Here is a 16,297-nt window from a genome sequence, read left to right as displayed (position 1 = left end):
GGGATAACTCATGAAAAAAGTTCTCTTCGCTACAACAGCTCTGGTTGCGACCGCTGGCGTTGCAGCTGCAGACGTTACATTCGGCGGCTACGGCCGTTTTGGTGTTCTTTACCAAGAAAACGCATCGGGTAACGATGAAACCAACGTAACAAGCCGTTTCCGTCTGCAGATCGACGCGACTGCTGAGTCCGACATGGGCGTTACATTCGGTGCACGTGCACGTATCCAGCAGAACAACAGTGACGAAAACGTCTCCGTAACAAAAGGTGCAGACGGCATCTTCGGTACAGCTGACGACGGTCTGACTACAGCTGGCCCGGCCGGCACAGGCATCAACGGCGTTCGCTTCTTCGCGCGCACCGGTGGCTTCGAAGTTGGTGTTGGTAACATCTACGGCGCTCTGGAATCCATGCCTGGCATGTACGAAATCGACTTGGGCCTGACCGGTCTGTCGTATGAGTACACAGCATACAACTTCCGCGGCGACGCGTACTCCTCCGGTGGTAACGGCGCGGCCGGTTCCAACGGTGTTGAAGCTCTGTACTCCATGGGCGACCTGAAAGTACACATCTCTGCTTCCGACACAAATGACCGTGTTGCAGGCTACGTTGCGTACACATTCAACGGCTTCACATTTGCAGCTGCTGCTCAGGACTCCAACGATGCAGGCGATACCGACTACGCTCTGTCCGTGGTTGGTAACGTTGGCCCAGCCAAAGTTTCCTTCGCATATGCTGACAACGGTGACGACACCGGTGCAGGCACAGTCAACGGCGACCACTACGCCCTGACCGCGTCCTTCGACATCGGCGCAGCTACCAACCTGGACGTTTACGTTGCAGACGCTGACTACTTCGCTGAAACTTCCTACGGTATCGGCGCTCACCACGATCTGGGCGGCGGCGTCTCCCTGCGTGGCGGTATCATCAGCAAAGGCGACGACACAATCCGTGCCGACATGGGTGTTCGTTTCACTTTCTAAGTTGAGCGATACAGTGTAAAAGAGGGGCAGGCCGTTGGTCTGCCCCTTTTCTTTTGCGCCAAGCTGTTGTTCTGTGCGCCCTCAACAACAAGGGTCGACTGACATGAGCTTGCACGACATCACATCCCGCATCGCCAAAGCCGAAACCGACGCGGGCCGCGCGCCGGGCAGCGTTGAGCTGATCGCCGTGAGCAAGGTGCAGCCGGACGCGCGCGTTGCGGCGGTGCTGTCGGAAGGTCACCGCTGTTTCGGCGAGAACCGCGTGCAGGAGGCCGAAGGCAAATGGCCCGCTTTCCGGCAGGAGTTTGACGGCGTAAAGCTGCATCTGATCGGCCCACTGCAAAGTAACAAGGCACGTAGCGCGTTCGAATTATTTGACGTCATTCACACGCTTGACCGCCCCAAACTGGCGCAAACCTTTGCGCGGCTGGCGCAGGAAATGGGGCGCTGTCCTGATATGTTCGTGCAGGTTAACACCGGCGAAGAGGATCAGAAGGCCGGTGTTCTTCCAGCGGATGCCGACGATTTTATCAAGGAATGTCTGTCGCTTGATCTGCCCGTGCGCGGGCTGATGTGCATCCCGCCGGTCGATGAAGAAGCCGCGCTGCATTTCGCGCTGCTGGCCAAGATCGCGGCGCGCAACGGGTTGCGGGATTTGTCGATGGGGATGAGCAGCGATTTTGAAAAGGCCATCGCGCTTGGGGCGACCCATGTGCGCGTCGGCTCCGCCATCTTCGGGGAACGTACCGCAGGCTAGACGATCAACCTGCTGTGGCGGGTCAGCCGTGCGGCGATCTGGTGCAGATGCGCGCGTGAAAAGGCGACGCAGCCTTCGGTGGGATAGCCCGGTCGGCGCTGCTGGTGGATAAAGATCGCCGACCCGCGCCCTGCAACGGCATCGGGCCAGTTCCAATCTGTCAGGATCACCAGATCGTATAGGGGGTCGGCACGGCGCAGAACCTCGTGGCTGTGCGGGTAGGGGGCCTGCACAAGGCTGTTGTAGTCGCCCTGCGTCCCGTCATCAGACCAAAGATCACGCGGGCCGATCGGCATCGCCCATGGCACAGGGGCGGGAATGCGGTCGGGACGGTAGAGCATACCGACAATGCGGTGAATGCCCGCGGGCGTCGCCTTGTCGCCCTCGCGCTTATTGCGGGTGATACCGGTTTTTCCGATGGTGCAGGGGTAAAGTTGCCCCTGAAACCGGACGCCCCGCGGCGTAAGGACCAGATCGTCGGGTGTCACAGAAGGTGCCCGGATTTGGCGGCTTTTGTGGCAAGGTAGGCGTGGTTGTGGCTGTTCTCGCCGACCTTGAGAGGGACGCGCTCTGCGACTTTGACGCCGCTTGCCTCCATCATCTCGACCTTGCGGGGGTTGTTGGTCAACAGACGCACCGACGAAAACCCCATTGATGTCAGGATGTCCGACCCCAATCGAAAATCCCGTTCATCGTCTTCAAAGCCCAGACGGTGGTTCGCCTCGACCGTGTCAAAGCCTTGATCCTGAAGGGAATAGGCGCGCATCTTGTTGGTCAGCCCGATGCCGCGCCCCTCTTGGTTGAGGTACAGCAACACGCCGTGCCCTTCCTTGCCCATCTGGGTCAGCGCGGCATGCAGCTGCGGCCCGCAATCGCATTTCAGACTGCCCATGATATCGCCGGTAAAGCAGGCCGAATGCAGCCGCGCGAGCACGGGTTTGCTGCGGTCTGGACGGCCGATTTCGATGGCGTAATGTTCCTCTCCGCCGTCGTCGGGGCGGAAGATATGCAGACGTCCGGCCTCTGAGACCTCCATCGGGAGACGCGCATTGACCACCGGATGCAAGGGGCTGCGCGCGGCAAGGATCGGTTGTGCCGCGCTCAGGTTAATCATCGTCAGGCCGTTTTGCTGGGCGAACTGACCTGCATCCGCAAGGTCGAGTATCACAGCAGCGGGCAGCAGGCGCGCTGACTTGATCAGATCAATCGCCAAGCCGTGCGGCGTCGCATCGCCCCCACGTGCGCAGGCCAGCGGGCCTTTCAGGGGGCTGCGCAGATCGTCCGCCGGATCCGCGATGGATTTCACCCATCGCAACGTGGCGTCCCGCGGCAGGAGGACACGCGCAAAACTGCCATCGTAGGCGCGCGCTTTCAGGGTTTCGGCGCGCCGGGCGCTGATCACCAACACCGGTTCGCCACCCATGGCCAGCAGGCCGGTCAACCGCGCGGGCGTCAGCGTTTCGGCAGCCATAACCAGAACCGGCCGCGATCCCGCCAGTACAATGGGAACGCCCAAACGCAGGTCCGCACGGGCGCGTGCCAGTTGCTCGGTTATATCGGGCCCAAAAACCATGATTTGAAATCTTTCATGTTATGTTGTCACATTTCTTACTGCAGAAACCGGCGGATTGAAACATTGCGCGACAATTTCGCACGGTCGTGTGATCAAACACCTGCTACTCTTGCACGCACGGCTTTGTGAACACATCTAAAGTGAAGTTGTAGAGGATGAGTTGATATGGCCCAGCTGAAGAAAATCTTGCTCGTAGATGATGACGACGACCTGCGCGACGCGCTGAGCGAGCAATTATTGCTGACCGAAGACTTTGATGTATTCGAAGCAGGCAATGGCGCAGACGCCAAAACCCGCGCCGCCGAAGCATTGTATGATCTGGTCATTCTGGATGTTGGGTTGCCGGACATCGATGGTCGTGACCTGTGCCGCGACCTGCGTACCCAGGGCGTGAAAAGCCCGATTCTGATGCTGACGGGGCATGACAGTGACGCGGATACGATCATGGGTCTTGATGCGGGCGCGAATGATTACGTCACCAAGCCGTTCAAATTCCCCGTTCTCTTGGCGCGCATCCGGGCGCAGCTGCGCCAGCACGAACAATCCGAAGAGGCGATTTTCCAGCTTGGGCCCTATACGTTCAAACCGTCGGCCAAGTTGCTGATCACCGAAGACGACAAGAAAATCAGGCTGACTGAAAAAGAGACGAATATTCTCAAGTTCCTATACCGTGCTGCCGCGGGCGTCGTCCCGCGCGACACGCTTTTGCACGAGGTCTGGGGCTATAACGCCGGTGTCACGACGCACACGTTGGAAACCCACATCTACCGTCTGCGCCAGAAGATCGAGCCTGATCCCTCGAACGCAAGAATTTTGTTAACTGAATCAGGTGGATACAGAATTATTTCATAATTTTGGAACCCAATCGGGCGCCACTGGTTATTCCTGCGAGAGACGGGGTTTTCATGACCCGTCGATCGGTTTGAACCCGAAGTTTGTATCCGGGAAATGATACATACCTCCCTGTTGGACTAGGCCGGGCCTTTGTGCCCGGTCTTTTTTTGTCCGCAGCCCGGAAGTCCCGGGAATTCGGCATGGTGGACGCTGCGCATTTCGCGGTAGGGTGCGCGCGATCTGACCCAAGGGAGCTGCCTCATGCCTTTCACGCTGGCCACATGGAATATCAACTCTGTCCGGTTGCGCGAACCGATTGTGCTCAAGCTGCTGGCTGAACATGGGCCGGATGTGCTGTGTTTGCAGGAATGCAAAAGCCCGGTCGACAAAATCCCCACCGCGGCCTTCATCGAAGCGGGCTACACCCACATGGTGGCGCGAGGACAAAAAGGATACAATGGTGTGGCAATCCTGTCGCGTCTGCCCTTGGTGGATGCCGGTGATCAGGACTTTGCGACGCTGGGCCACGCGCGCCATGTTGCGGCAAAGCTCGAAAACGGGGTGACGGTGCATAACTTCTATGTGCCCGCTGGCGGCGACGTGCCCGACCGCGAGGTGAACGAGAAGTTTGGCCAGAAGCTCGATTATCTTGCGGACATGCGCGACTGGTTCCACGGCGACAAACCCGAGAAATCCATTCTGGTAGGCGACCTGAACATCGCACCGCGCGAGGATGACGTCTGGGATCACAAGAAGCTGCTCAAGGTGGTAAGCCACACACCGATAGAGGTCGAAAAGCTGGCCGAGACGCAGGACGCCGGTGGTTTTGTTGACGTAACGCGGCAGGATATCCCGCAAGGCAACCTGTACAGCTGGTGGTCCTACCGCGCCAAGGATTGGGATGCGGCAGACAAGGGCCGCCGGTTGGATCACGTCTGGGCAACGCCCGATATCTCGGGCGCGGCACATTCCAGCCGCGTGTTGCGCGACGCCCGTGGTTGGGAAAAGCCCAGCGACCACGCGCCGGTCTTTGCGACATTCGACCTTTGAAATAGACAGACGCGCCCTCATATAAAGGGCAACCCCAAGCGAGGATTTTGATATGATGGATTTGAACCTTTCCCCCGCCGGTGCCGGTGATGCCGATCTGATCAAAGACACGAGCGAAGCGACCTTCATGGCCGATGTTGTCGAGGCATCGCAAACGGTGCCGGTGATTGTCGATTTCTGGGCCCCGTGGTGCGGCCCGTGCAAGACCCTTGGTCCGATGCTCGAAGACGCGGTGCGCGCGGCCAAAGGCGCGGTCAAGATGGTCAAGATCAACGTTGACGAGGCCCAACAGATCGCAGGCCAGTTGCAGATCCAGTCGATCCCGACGGTTTATGCTTTCTTCAAAGGCCAGCCGGTTGACGGGTTTCAGGGGGCCCTGCCACAGTCCGAGATCAAGGCGTTCATCGACCGCGTGATCAAAGCGGGCGGCGGCGAAGCCCCCGGTGAAGAGCTGTCAGAGGCCGTGGCCGCCGCGGATGACATGCTGGCCGAAGGGGCGGCGCAGGACGCGCTGGACACTTTTGCCGCGATCCTGGGCGAAGACCCGAACCATGCCGGTGCTTATGGTGGGATGGTGCGCGCCTATATCGCGTTGGATCAGCTTGATCAGGCCGAAGCGCATTTGAACGGCGCACCCATCGAAATCTCCAAAGCGCCCGAGCTTGAGGCCGCGCATGCGCAGCTTCAACTGGCACGACAGGCAGCCGATGCGGGCCCCGTGGCAGAACTTCAAGCGGCGGTGGATGCCAACCCTGATGACATGCAGGCGCGTTTCGATCTGGCGCAGGCGCTTTATGCGCATGGCGACACGCAAGCCGCTGTGGATCAACTGCTGACGCTGTTCGGCAAGGATCGTGAATGGAATGACGGCGCCGCCAAGACGCAATTGTTTACCATTTTCGAGGCGTTGAAACCCAATGATCCGATTGCGCTGAATGGTCGTCGTAAACTTAGCTCTATGATATTTGCATAAGGCTGTGCGCGCCCTAGGTAAGCTTACATGATACAGCAATCGGACCTGCCAGACACAATCGCGATCTTCCCGTTGTCGGGCGCATTGCTGCTGCCGCGCTCGCGGTTGCCGCTGCATATCTTTGAACCGCGCTATCTGCAGATGATCGAAGACAGTCTGAAAACGCCGGGGCGGTTGATCGGCATGGTGCAGCCCAATGTGGTGCCGGGGCGCGACGGTCCGGGGCTGCAAACCATCGGATGCGCCGGGCGGATCACCCAGTTCTCCGAGACAGAGGACGGGCGCTATATGATCACCCTCGCGGGGATCTCGCGTTTTCGGGTGGTGAAAGAGGTCGAAGGCTTCGCGCCCTACCGCCGTTGCGATGTCAACTGGGACGGGTTTGAACGCGATCTTGGCAAGGATGAACAGGACAGCAGTTTCGACCGCGATAATTTCCTGAACACGCTTGGCCGTTACTTCGACGCGCGAAACCTGTCGGCAGATTGGGATACGTTGCAAGAGGCCGACGATGAACTGTTGATCAATTCACTGTCGATGATGCTGGATCTTGACTGCGAAGACAAACAGGCCTTGCTCGAGGCACCATCCCTCTCTACCCGACGCGAGACGTTGCTGACGTTGATCGAATACACCCTGCGGGGTGGCCAAGAAGGGGAGATGATGAATTGAACGCCGAAGAGATACCATTCGACCGCCGCATGTTAGAGGCATTGATTTGCCCCCGCACGCAGATGCGCCTGACCTATGACGCCGACAAGCAAGAGCTGATCTCGGACGCGGCCGGTCTTGCCTATCCGATCCGCAACGGTATCCCAGTGATGCTGGTGGACGAAGCGCGGGTTATCGACTGACGCGGCGGGGGTAGGCGGCCCCCTAAAGCGCCTTACCCTGCATCAGACGGGGCAGGGTGCCCGTCAGCCCCGCCGCCTCGCGCATGAAACCGCGACGGGCATCGGGCAGGGCGTTAATCGCCGCCATCCCCACATCACGTGCAAGACGCAGCAGCGGGTTGTCGTTGGAAAACAGCCGGTTGAAGCTGTCCGTCGCCAATGCCAGCGCGGTGTTATCAAAGCGACGCCACAGCTGATATTGCTCGAGCACCGTGGTGCTGCCGACATCCTGCCCGCGCCGTTGCGCATCAGCGATCACCTCTGCCAGCGCGGCGACATCGCGCATGCCGGCGTTCAATCCCTGACCGGCAATCGGGTGTACCCCATGTGCGGCATCCCCCAGCAGCGCGACACGCGGTGCCACCATCGAATGCGCCAGCGACAGGCTCAGCGGGTAAGTGTACCGCGCACCGGCAAGGGAAATCTCGCCCAGAAAATCACCAAAGCGCGGGCGAAGCACGTCGAGGTATCCGTCATCCGGCAGCGCGTGGATATGCGCTGCGTTTGCGGCGGTCTCGCTCCAGACGATGGAGGACCGGTTTTCGGTCAACGGCAGGATCGCCAGCGGACCGGGGGGCATAAAGAACTGATGCGCGACCCCGTGATGGGGTTTATCATGGGCGATGGCGCAGACCAGCGCGGTTTGCGCATAATCCCAGCCGATGCGTTTGATCCCCGCCCGCGTGGCGGTGCCCGAGGCGCGACCATCCGCGCCGACAACCAGACGCGTGCGCAGGGTCTTACCGTCTTCCAGTGTCAGGGTGACGCCCGCCGGGGCGGCGTCTTGCGCGATGACCGTTTCGCCGTCCAGCCGCGCGATGCGGGTCTCAGCGCTCACCGCTTCTGCCAAGGCGCGCCGCAGGTGGCGGTCCTCGACCATATGGCCCATCGGCCCTTCTTCGATCTCTGCGTGATCGAAATGCATGAAGAAAGGGGAGGGGCCTTCGCCCGCGCGCCCGTCCGTCACTTTGATCTCGAGCATCGGTTGCGCGTGGGATTTCACATTATCCCAGATGCCGAGCGCCCCGAGCATCCGTGTCGAGGTCAACGCCAGCGCATAGGATCGCCCGTCAAACGCCGCATCTTCCCGCGTGGCAGCGGGCAGCCTGTCGATCAACGTGACCCGCAGCCCGATCTGCGCCAAAGCCAAGGCAAGTGTCGGGCCATTCAGCCCACCACCGACGATTGCGATATCTGTATCAAAATCCATAGCTTTAGATATGGGCGTGCAGCAGGGATTGTCCATGCGCGCTGGCGTCGCTACCGTCCCTTTTCCAAAGCATTATTCGAGGAAGCAACATGCAAGAGTGGTTAACCATGACAGCCGCAGATTTGGGACGGGGCATCGGGGACGGCCAGATCGACCCTGTTGTGCTGTGCCAGACCTATCTTGACGCGATCGACGCCCACCCCCTGCGGGATCGCATCTATGCCCGCGTGACCGCCGACCGGGCCCTGGCCGAGGCCGGAGCCGCGCGGGATCGCGCGCGTGCGGGCCAGCGTTTGTCGCCACTGGACGGGGTGCCGATCAGCTGGAAAGACCTGTTCGACACCGCCGGCGTCGCGACAGAGGCGGGCAGCGCCCTGCTGAAAGACCGTGTGCCGGACCGCGACGCGCGCGTGTTGGCGAATGCCACCGCGATGGGGTTGGTCTGTCTGGGCAAGACCCATATGAGCGAGCTGGCGTTTTCGGGGCTCGGGTATAACCCCAGCACCGCCACCCCCCCTTGCGTGAACGATGAAGCTGCCGTGTCGGGCGGGTCGTCGTCCGGGGCTGCGGCTTCTGTCGCTTTCGGTCTGGCGGCGGCGGCGATCGGGTCGGATACCGGCGGATCGGTGCGGGTGCCTGCCGCGTGGAACGATCTTGTGGGGCTGAAAACCACCTCGGGCCGTGTGTCGCTTGAGGGGACCGTGCCGCTGGCTGCCAAGTTCGACACGGTCGGCCCGCTTTGCCGCTCGGTCGAGGATGCGAGCCTGCTGCTGGCGCTCACTGAAGGGTCCAAGCCGATGGACATGGGCAGCACCGACATCGAAGGGCGTCGCTTTGCGATCCTGCGCACGGTGGCGTTCGACGACATCGAAGACGCCCCCGCGGCGGCTTTCGACGATGCTGTCGCGCGGCTGAAGGAAGCGGGGGCGGTGATCGAGGACATCGATTTCGACCCTATCAAAGAGGCGATGCCGCTGAGCGGATGCCTTTACACCGCCGAAGCCTACGGCCTGTGGCGCGACGTGATCGAGGCGAACCCGGATGCGATGTATGGCGAAATCCTTGAAAGGTTCCGCTTGGGTAAATCCCACTCCGGCCCCGATTATGTGGCGGCTTGGGCCAAGATCGACCAAATCCGCGCGGCCTATGTGAAAGCTGTGGCGGGCTATGACGCGGTGCTGATCCCCACCGCACCGCTGTTACCCCCCAAGCTGGACCGGCTGGAAACCGAGCATGACTATTACGTCTCGGCCAACCTCATGACCCTGCGCAACACGCGTATCGGGAATCTTATGGGGCTGGCGGCGGTGACCCTGCCCACGGGCACCCCATCCTGCGGGATCATGCTGATGGGCCAGCCCTTTGGCGAAGAGCACCTGCTGCGCATTGCCGCAGCCGCCGAAGAGGCATTGGCCTAAATGACACAAACCTTGCCCTGCGTCCTGCAATGTCTGGACGCGGGGCAAGCCCTTGGGTACTCTGGAACAAACGGGGCGTGAATGATCCCGAACCCGAGGCAGTGAAATGATGTACCCCGAGCGGTTTTCGAACCTTCCGGCCCACGCGTGGCCGCGCCTGCGCGCATTGCTTGATGCGCATGAAGGCGGTGGCACGCCGATCCACATGACGATTGGCGAGCCGAAACATGCTTTTCCGGCATGGGTCACCGATGTGATCGCTGAAAATGCTGCCGGATTTAACAGCTACCCGGCCAACGACGGCACGCCCCGGTTACGCGGCGCGATTGCCGGATGGATCAAGCGGCGCTACGGTGTGGATGTGGATGCGGACACGCAGGTGATGCCGCTGAACGGCACCCGCGAAGGGCTGTATAACGCCGTCATGGCCACCTGTCCCGAGATGAAGAATGGCCAGAAGCCCGCCATTCTGATGCCGAACCCGTTCTACCAGGTCTATATGATCGCCGCGATTTCCGGTGCCGCTGATCCGGTGATGGTGCCTGCCACGCGCGAAACAGGGCATCTGCCCGATTTTGCCAGCCTGCCCGAAGATGTGCTGAACCGGACCACTGCGGCCTATATCTGCTCGCCCGCCAACCCGCAGGGGGCCGTGGCCACCCGTGCGTATTGGACCGATCTGATCGCGCTGGCAGAAAAATACGATTTCAAGATTTTCGCGGATGAATGCTATTCAGAGATCTACCGCGACACGCCGCCCGTCGGGGCGCTACAAGTGGCGCAAGAGGTCGGGGCCGACCCGGATCGTGTGGTGATTTTCCATTCGCTGTCGAAACGGTCGAACCTGCCCGGGCTGCGGTCCGGCTTTGTGGCATCAGGTGCCAATACCATGCGCGAGATCAAGCAACTGCGGAACTATGCCGGTGCACCGCTGCCGCTACCGTTGCAAGCGGCGTCGGCTGCGGTCTGGGACGACGAAGCCCATGTGGCCGAGAACCGCGCGCTTTACATCGAGAAATACGAAGTCGCCGACCGTATTCTCGGCAACGTCCCCGGGTACCAAAGTCCCGAGGCCGGGTTCTTTTTGTGGCTGCCGGTGGAAGATGACGAAGCTGCGGCGCTGAAACTCTGGCGTGAAACCGGCGTGCGGGTGCTGCCGGGTGGCTATCTGGCGCAAAGCGTGAACGGCGAAAACCCCGGGAAACAATATATTCGGGTGGCGATGGTCGCCCCAAAAGAAGAGACAACGCGCGGGATCGAAGCGATCCGCCGCTGTCTCTATCCAGAATAAGACGAGGGATCAGAGCAATGGCATATCAGACACGTGGGCGCGACCCTTTGCTAGACACCAACATGGCCGAAGCGATCGAAAAACGCGGCAAGGAGCTGCTGGGCCTCGGGCTGATCGCCCTGGGCCTTATGGCCGCCATGATGATCGGCAGCTACACCCCTGACGATCCCAACTTTATGGTGTCCACCGATGCGCCGGTGCAGAACTGGCTGGGGCGCATGGGCGCGTCGCTGGCCGCGCCTTTGTTCATGATCGTGGGCTGGGGCGCGTGGTCTGTCGCGGCAATCCTGCTGGCCTGGGGCGCACGCTTTGCCCTGCACCGCGGCGAGGAACGCGCCGTGGGCCGTTTGATCTTTGCCCCGATTGCTGTCGCCTTGTGTTCGATCTACGGGGCAACGCTGACGCCGGATGCGGCTTGGCTTCAAACCCATAGCTTTGGTCTGGGCGGGCTGTTTGGCGACACGGTCATGGGCGTGATCCTGACCGTCCTGCCGATCGGGTCGACCTTTACGATCAAGCTGATGTCGCTGTTGATGGGCGTGGCGATCCTTGCCTTTGGTGCCTTTGTTGTCGGCTTCACCCGACTTGAACTGCAACGTCTGTTCCGCTTCATGCTGGTCGGGCTGATCATGGCTTATGCCGGGTTGATGACGCTTCTGGGGCGGGGTGCGTCGGGGGCGGTTGCGGCCGCGCAGGGCATTCAGGCCCGCCAGCTTGAACGCCGCGAACGCAACCGGATCGAGGCCGAGGAGAACGCGCAATTCGCGGCCAGCCAAGGATACTATGACGACGAACTGGCCTATAGCGACGCGCCTGCACCTGCGCCAAAAACCGGCCTCCTGTCGAAAATGCCGACGCTGGTCAAACGCGCCGACCCGCTGCCCGAACCTGAATTGGTCGAGACATGGGCTGAACCCGAACTGGACGAGGCCCCCAGCAGCGACCGTATCAAGTCCAAGATCGCCGATGTGATCAAAAGCCGCGTGCGCACTGGCGGGGCTGTGCATACGGCCACCACCGCCCCCTTGACCCGTGGTCGCGGGCGTGGCCCTGACCCGCTTCTGTTGGATACCACCGCCCGTGGTGCCCGCCGCGAAGAGCCGCCATTAACCGGTGCGCCGGCCCCCTCCCCTACTCGGGCGGAGCCGCCTTTAACCGCAAGCCGTGCACCTTTGGTCGCGGAACGCCCCGTGCTTGAGCTAACCCCCTCCGAACCGGATCACGACGCGGATATGGCGGTTCTGGATGATGAACCGATGACCGACAGCCACCTGCCACTGCAAGAGGCAGAGCGGGAACCGGCCATGCAGATCCCCGTGGCTCAGCCGCGCAAGGTGGTGCAGCCGCAGATGCGCAAGCCGGTGCAGCCCAGCAAACAGGCTCAGGCCGAGGCACAGCCTGCGTTGACCTTTGAGGACACGCACCCCGGATTTGAACTGCCGCCGCTGAACCTGCTGGAAAGCCCGGATAATGTAGAACGCCTGCACCTGAGCGACGATGCGCTGGAAGAGAACGCGCGCATGCTGGAAAACGTGCTGGATGACTATGGCGTAAAGGGTGAAATCGTCGCTGTCCGTCCGGGCCCCGTTGTCACCATGTACGAGCTGGAACCGGCACCGGGCCTCAAGGCGAGCCGTGTGATCGGTCTGGCGGACGATATCGCGCGCTCTATGGCGGCACTGTCGGCGCGTGTGTCTACCGTGCCGGGGCGCAGCGTGATCGGCATCGAACTACCTAACGAGAACCGCGAGAAAGTTGTGCTGCGCGAAATCCTCGCCGCGCGTGATTTCGGCGACAGCACCATGCGCCTGCCACTGGCCTTGGGCAAAGACATTGGCGGTGACCCTGTGGTCGCGAACCTTGCCAAGATGCCTCACCTGCTGATCGCGGGGACCACCGGTTCGGGTAAATCCGTTGCGATCAACACAATGATCCTGTCGCTGCTCTACAAGCTGACGCCGGAAGAATGCCGGATGATCATGATCGACCCCAAGATGCTGGAACTGTCGGTCTATGACGGCATCCCGCATCTGCTGTCCCCCGTTGTGACCGACCCGAAAAAGGCCGTTGTCGCGCTGAAGTGGACCGTGGGCGAGATGGAAGAGCGCTATCGCAAGATGTCCAAGATGGGCGTGCGCAACATCGAAGGCTATAACGGTCGCGTCCGCGAGGCCCTGGCCAAGGGAGAGATGTTCAGCCGCACCGTCCAGACCGGCTTTGACGAGGATACGGGCGAGCCGATCTTCGAGACGGATGAATTCAAGCCCGAAGCGCTGCCCTATATCGTCGTGATTGTGGACGAGATGGCCGACCTGATGATGGTCGCGGGCAAAGAGATCGAAGCCTGCATCCAGCGTCTGGCGCAGATGGCGCGGGCCTCGGGTATTCACCTGATCATGGCGACACAGCGTCCTTCGGTCGATGTCATCACGGGCACGATCAAGGCGAACTTCCCGACGCGGATTTCCTTCCAGGTGACCTCCAAGATCGACAGCCGCACGATCCTGGGCGAGATGGGGGCCGAACAGCTGCTTGGCATGGGCGACATGCTCTATATGGCGGGCGGATCCAAGATCGTGCGTTGCCACGGTCCCTTTGTCAGCGACGAAGAGGTCGAAGAGATCGTGAACCACCTCAAGGCCTATGGTGAACCTGATTATGTGTCGGGTGTGGTTGAAGGGCCATCCGATGACCAAGAAGGGAACATCGACGCGGTTCTGGGTCTGGGCGGCAATACCGACAGCGAAGACGCGCAATATGACACGGCCGTGGCGATCGTGGCAAAAGACCGCAAATGTTCGACATCCTACATCCAGCGGAAACTGGGCATCGGCTATAACAAAGCCGCGCGTCTGGTCGAACAGATGGAGGACGCTGGCCTTGTTTCGCCAGCCAATCACGTGGGCAAGCGCGAGATCCTGATACCAGAGCAGGGGTAGCGCGCAAAAATAATCGGAACGTCATTGCGACGCCGGGGGTTGGCTTGGGAACAGGCCAGCCCCTTTTGCATTTCGGGCGTGTTAGGCGATATCCTGCTGCGTGATATCGTATATCATGACGCGAAGCCCTATGTCGAAGGCAAGGCACTGGAATAAGAATAGGAAGACTATGATGCGTTTTGTTACCACCACCGTTCTGGCCATTGGTCTGGGGTTGGCAGCTGTGATGCCCGCCGCCGCCGACAAACTGCCGCTGAACGCGATTTCCGGCTATCTTAACGATCTGAAAACCGCCAAAGGCGAATTCACCCAGATCAACAACGACGGCTCGATCAGCACCGGCACGATCTACATCAAACGTCCGGGCAAAGTGCGCTTTGAATACAACGCACCGGATTCGGGGATTGTCGTGGCGGGCAGCAATACGGTTGTGATCTACGACAAGAAATCCAACCAGCCGGCAGAGACATACCCGCTGTCGAAAACGCCGCTGTCGATCATTCTGGCCGCGAATGTGAACCTGGGGCAGGCCAAGATGGTGACGGGGCATAACTATGACGGCACCGCGACCACCGTGCGCGCCCAAGACCCCGCGCATCCTGAATATGGCAATATCGAGCTGAAGTTCACCGGCAACCCAGTCGAGCTGCGCCAGTGGATCATCAACGACGGCAACGGCACCAAGACCACCGTGGTTCTGGGCGACCTGCAGAAGGGCGGCAGCCTGCCTAACAAACTGTTTGACGTCGGCAGCCCCGGTCAGGTGAACCGCTAACGAAAAAGGGCCCCGAACATACGTTCGGGGCCCTTTCTTTATCCGGTGTGGGTCAGCCTACCAACGTGACAGGCGACACCCTGCAATCTGCTGCTGGTACATATCGGAGCGCGCACGCACCTTGCGGGCCACGGCGACCAGCCAGGGTTTCGAATTATAGCTTTGGCGCGCATAGCCTGTGTTGCCTTCGTGATAGGCCAGATACTGGTTTTCCGCGTCATGCAGGGGGATGCCGTTCTTGTCGCGGCTCTTGTTCATGTACCACCCCATGAAATCCGACGCGTCGTTGATCCGGTCGCGCTTGGCGCGGAAACCGCCAGCTTCAGCCAGATATTCATCCCATGTCGCATCAAGCGCCTGGCTGTAGCCAAAGGCGCTGGACTGGCGGCCCATGGGGATCACGCCGATGACATAGCGGAACGGCGTACGGGCGTCCGCGATGAATTTGCTTTCCTGATGGATCGTCGCCATCTGCACATGGACAGGCACGCCCCAACGGCGTTCAGCTGCACGGAATGCGCGGTAATATTCTGGGCGCTCTTTGAGAATCGCACATGCGTTATCAAGGTCTCGTGGGGCACTGGTCGGACCGCCACTACATGATGCCAAAAGCACAGCAATTATCAGGGCGCAAAAGGTTCTGCTCATCGGCCTCTCGCTTTTATCGTGTTTTTATTACATTTAGTTTATCAGATTGCCCTGCCGACGCCCACCAGAAATTACAGCAGAAACCCCAGCATAAGCGGTAAAGCGGCAACCGATAGCACGGTAGAGACGACAACCAGCCCCGCGACAGACTGCGCATCCGCACCGTATTTCTCTGCCAGCAGGTAGGATGTCACCGCCACCGGTGTCGCAACCTGCAAGACCAGCACGCCAAACGCGATTTTATCAAGGTCAAAGAACCAGCCCGCCAAGGCGGCGATGCCGATGCAGATCGCAAGCTTGATCAGCGACAACACCACTGCGCGCCCGATCCCGCCGGGGGACAGCCGTGCCACGGCAACGCCCAATGTGATCAGCATAATCGGGATCGCCATCTGACCGAGCAGAGACAGCGTATTGGTCAGAAACACCGGCGTTTCCCAGCCTTGCACCAGAAACAAAGCGCCCAATGCCGTGCCCCAGACCAGCGGTTCACGGATGACTTTCCCGAACGAGCCAGAGCCCGCCACCAGCCAGATGCCAAAGGTGAACGACCAGATGGCCATAATGGCAAAGACCACAACGGCGTAACCCAACCCCGTGTCGCCAAAGGCAAAAAGCGCGAGCGGCAGACCCAGATTGCCGGTATTCCCGAAGATCATCGGGGCCAAATACGTCCGCCGGTTCAACCCAAACACGCGCACGATCACGGCGGCCAGCAGCGTCACCCCGCCATAGGCTGCCACTGTCGCCAGTGACAAAGCGCTCAGCGCGGCGGGGTCGATCTGCGTTGTCATCAGCGACACGAAAATCAGACAGGGCACCGATAGGGTCATCGCCAGCTGGGTCACAAACTGGATGCGATACTCGAACCCCAGCTTCACCCAGGCAAAGCCGATCCCCGCGAGCAGGAACACAGGAGCCACAATTTCAAGCACTGTCAGGACGAGGTTCACA

The 16,297-nt window shown here is 60.5% G+C and carries 16 protein-coding genes; 11 read left to right on the top strand and 5 right to left on the bottom strand.

From position 1 onward, the window contains the following. Window positions 1–10 precede the first annotated feature (10 nt). Window positions 11–982, top strand: coding sequence for a porin (locus tag ABM428_RS00710; protein WP_132997853.1), 972 nt, complete (start codon window positions 11–13; stop codon window positions 980–982). Window positions 983–1,085: 103 nt separating this feature from the next. Beyond that, a complete protein-coding gene (locus ABM428_RS00705; RefSeq protein WP_132997854.1) occupies window positions 1,086–1,739 on the top strand; it encodes a YggS family pyridoxal phosphate-dependent enzyme in 654 nt (217 codons plus the stop codon). Here the strand turns inward: ABM428_RS00705 and ABM428_RS00700 are convergent. Both ABM428_RS00700 and ribA read right to left on the bottom strand, forming a co-directional pair. Further along, on the bottom strand, window positions 1,736–2,227 hold the full coding sequence (locus ABM428_RS00700; protein ID WP_180828379.1) for a L,D-transpeptidase: 492 nt from the start codon (window positions 2,225–2,227) through the stop codon (window positions 1,736–1,738). The genes ABM428_RS00705 and ABM428_RS00700 overlap by 4 nt on opposite strands. Next, the gene (ribA, locus tag ABM428_RS00695) at window positions 2,224–3,312 is read right to left on the bottom strand and encodes a GTP cyclohydrolase II (protein WP_064216083.1); all 1,089 of its coding nucleotides are present in this window, start codon (window positions 3,310–3,312) and stop codon (window positions 2,224–2,226) included. The genes ABM428_RS00700 and ribA overlap by 4 nt, the downstream gene beginning before the upstream one ends. 165 nt (window positions 3,313–3,477) lie before the next feature. On the opposite strand from ribA, the gene ABM428_RS00690 reads away from it, so the two are divergent. The 5 genes from ABM428_RS00690 (at window position 3,478) to ABM428_RS00670 (ending at window position 7,023) form a co-directional block, all read left to right on the top strand. Continuing rightward, the gene (locus ABM428_RS00690; RefSeq protein ID WP_005850360.1) at window positions 3,478–4,164 is read left to right on the top strand and encodes a response regulator transcription factor; all 687 of its coding nucleotides are present in this window, start codon (window positions 3,478–3,480) and stop codon (window positions 4,162–4,164) included. Window positions 4,165–4,407: 243 nt separating this feature from the next. Beyond that, window positions 4,408–5,196 carry an exodeoxyribonuclease III gene (locus tag ABM428_RS00685; protein ID WP_009825509.1) on the top strand — a complete coding sequence of 263 codons (789 nt, stop codon included), beginning with the start codon at window positions 4,408–4,410 and terminating at the stop codon, window positions 5,194–5,196. Window positions 5,197–5,248: 52 nt separating this feature from the next. Continuing rightward, a complete protein-coding gene (trxA, locus tag ABM428_RS00680) occupies window positions 5,249–6,169 on the top strand; it encodes a thioredoxin (RefSeq protein WP_132997856.1) in 921 nt (306 codons plus the stop codon). A 27-nt stretch (window positions 6,170–6,196) separates the two neighbouring features. Next, window positions 6,197–6,841: an LON peptidase substrate-binding domain-containing protein gene (locus ABM428_RS00675; RefSeq protein ID WP_005850355.1), complete on the top strand. Its 645-nt coding sequence runs from the start codon at window positions 6,197–6,199 to the stop codon at window positions 6,839–6,841. Between the two features lie 29 nt (window positions 6,842–6,870). Continuing rightward, on the top strand, window positions 6,871–7,023 hold the full coding sequence (locus ABM428_RS00670) for a Trm112 family protein (RefSeq protein WP_180829218.1): 153 nt from the start codon (window positions 6,871–6,873) through the stop codon (window positions 7,021–7,023). A gap of 22 nt (window positions 7,024–7,045) precedes the next feature. Here the strand turns inward: ABM428_RS00670 and ABM428_RS00665 are convergent, their stop codons facing one another. Beyond that, a complete protein-coding gene (locus tag ABM428_RS00665; protein WP_353628058.1) occupies window positions 7,046–8,272 on the bottom strand; it encodes a UbiH/UbiF/VisC/COQ6 family ubiquinone biosynthesis hydroxylase in 1,227 nt (408 codons plus the stop codon). 89 nt (window positions 8,273–8,361) lie between these two features. Here ABM428_RS00665 and ABM428_RS00660 point away from each other — a divergent pair, with 89 nt between their 5' ends. The 4 genes from ABM428_RS00660 to ABM428_RS00645 all read left to right on the top strand — a co-directional run bounded on the left by ABM428_RS00660 (window position 8,362) and on the right by ABM428_RS00645 (window position 14,695). Further along, the gene (locus tag ABM428_RS00660; RefSeq protein ID WP_353628057.1) at window positions 8,362–9,690 is read left to right on the top strand and encodes an amidase family protein; all 1,329 of its coding nucleotides are present in this window, start codon (window positions 8,362–8,364) and stop codon (window positions 9,688–9,690) included. A gap of 109 nt (window positions 9,691–9,799) precedes the next feature. Continuing rightward, window positions 9,800–10,981 (top strand): aminotransferase class I/II-fold pyridoxal phosphate-dependent enzyme, encoded by a 1,182-nt coding sequence (locus ABM428_RS00655; protein ID WP_353628329.1) that lies wholly within the window; start codon window positions 9,800–9,802, stop codon window positions 10,979–10,981. Window positions 10,982–10,998: 17 nt separating this feature from the next. Then, entirely contained in the window at window positions 10,999–13,920 is a 2,922-nt protein-coding gene (locus ABM428_RS00650) for a DNA translocase FtsK 4TM domain-containing protein (RefSeq protein WP_037942724.1), read from the top strand. 169 nt (window positions 13,921–14,089) lie between these two features. Beyond that, complete coding sequence (locus ABM428_RS00645; RefSeq protein ID WP_373276848.1) at window positions 14,090–14,695, top strand: outer membrane lipoprotein carrier protein LolA; 606 nt, start codon at window positions 14,090–14,092, stop codon at window positions 14,693–14,695. Between the two features lie 57 nt (window positions 14,696–14,752). Here ABM428_RS00645 and ABM428_RS00640 read toward each other — a convergent pair whose 3' ends face one another. Further along, window positions 14,753–15,343: a lytic transglycosylase gene (locus ABM428_RS00640; RefSeq protein WP_174226590.1), complete on the bottom strand. Its 591-nt coding sequence runs from the start codon at window positions 15,341–15,343 to the stop codon at window positions 14,753–14,755. 71 nt (window positions 15,344–15,414) lie between these two features. Further along, window positions 15,415–16,296, bottom strand: coding sequence for an AEC family transporter (locus ABM428_RS00635; protein WP_037942726.1), 882 nt, complete (start codon window positions 16,294–16,296; stop codon window positions 15,415–15,417). Between the last annotated feature and the right edge of the window lies 1 nt (window position 16,297).

This window comes from Sulfitobacter sp. TCYB15 (assembly GCF_040435955.1).
In the GTDB taxonomy this organism is placed as follows: domain Bacteria; phylum Pseudomonadota; class Alphaproteobacteria; order Rhodobacterales; family Rhodobacteraceae; genus Sulfitobacter; species Sulfitobacter pontiacus.
Note: the sequence above shows the minus strand (reverse complement) of the source record. Positions and strands in the feature narration are given on the sequence as shown.

Coding starts and splice junctions, on each gene's coding strand:
- ABM428_RS00710 (WP_132997853.1), top strand. CDS start 11: ATGAAAAAAGTTCTCTTCGCTACAACAGCTCTGGTTGCGACCGCTGGC.
- ABM428_RS00705 (WP_132997854.1), top strand. CDS start 1,086: ATGAGCTTGCACGACATCACATCCCGCATCGCCAAAGCCGAAACCGAC.
- ribA (WP_064216083.1), bottom strand. CDS start 3,312: ATGGTTTTTGGGCCCGATATAACCGAGCAACTGGCACGCGCCCGTGCG.
- ABM428_RS00690 (WP_005850360.1), top strand. CDS start 3,478: ATGGCCCAGCTGAAGAAAATCTTGCTCGTAGATGATGACGACGACCTG.
- ABM428_RS00685 (WP_009825509.1), top strand. CDS start 4,408: ATGCCTTTCACGCTGGCCACATGGAATATCAACTCTGTCCGGTTGCGC.
- trxA (WP_132997856.1), top strand. CDS start 5,249: ATGATGGATTTGAACCTTTCCCCCGCCGGTGCCGGTGATGCCGATCTG.
- ABM428_RS00675 (WP_005850355.1), top strand. CDS start 6,197: ATGATACAGCAATCGGACCTGCCAGACACAATCGCGATCTTCCCGTTG.
- ABM428_RS00670 (WP_180829218.1), top strand. CDS start 6,871: ATGTTAGAGGCATTGATTTGCCCCCGCACGCAGATGCGCCTGACCTAT.
- ABM428_RS00665 (WP_353628058.1), bottom strand. CDS start 8,272: ATGGATTTTGATACAGATATCGCAATCGTCGGTGGTGGGCTGAATGGC.
- ABM428_RS00660 (WP_353628057.1), top strand. CDS start 8,362: ATGCAAGAGTGGTTAACCATGACAGCCGCAGATTTGGGACGGGGCATC.
- ABM428_RS00655 (WP_353628329.1), top strand. CDS start 9,800: ATGTACCCCGAGCGGTTTTCGAACCTTCCGGCCCACGCGTGGCCGCGC.
- ABM428_RS00650 (WP_037942724.1), top strand. CDS start 10,999: ATGGCATATCAGACACGTGGGCGCGACCCTTTGCTAGACACCAACATG.
- ABM428_RS00645 (WP_373276848.1), top strand. CDS start 14,090: ATGATGCGTTTTGTTACCACCACCGTTCTGGCCATTGGTCTGGGGTTG.
- ABM428_RS00640 (WP_174226590.1), bottom strand. CDS start 15,343: ATGAGCAGAACCTTTTGCGCCCTGATAATTGCTGTGCTTTTGGCATCA.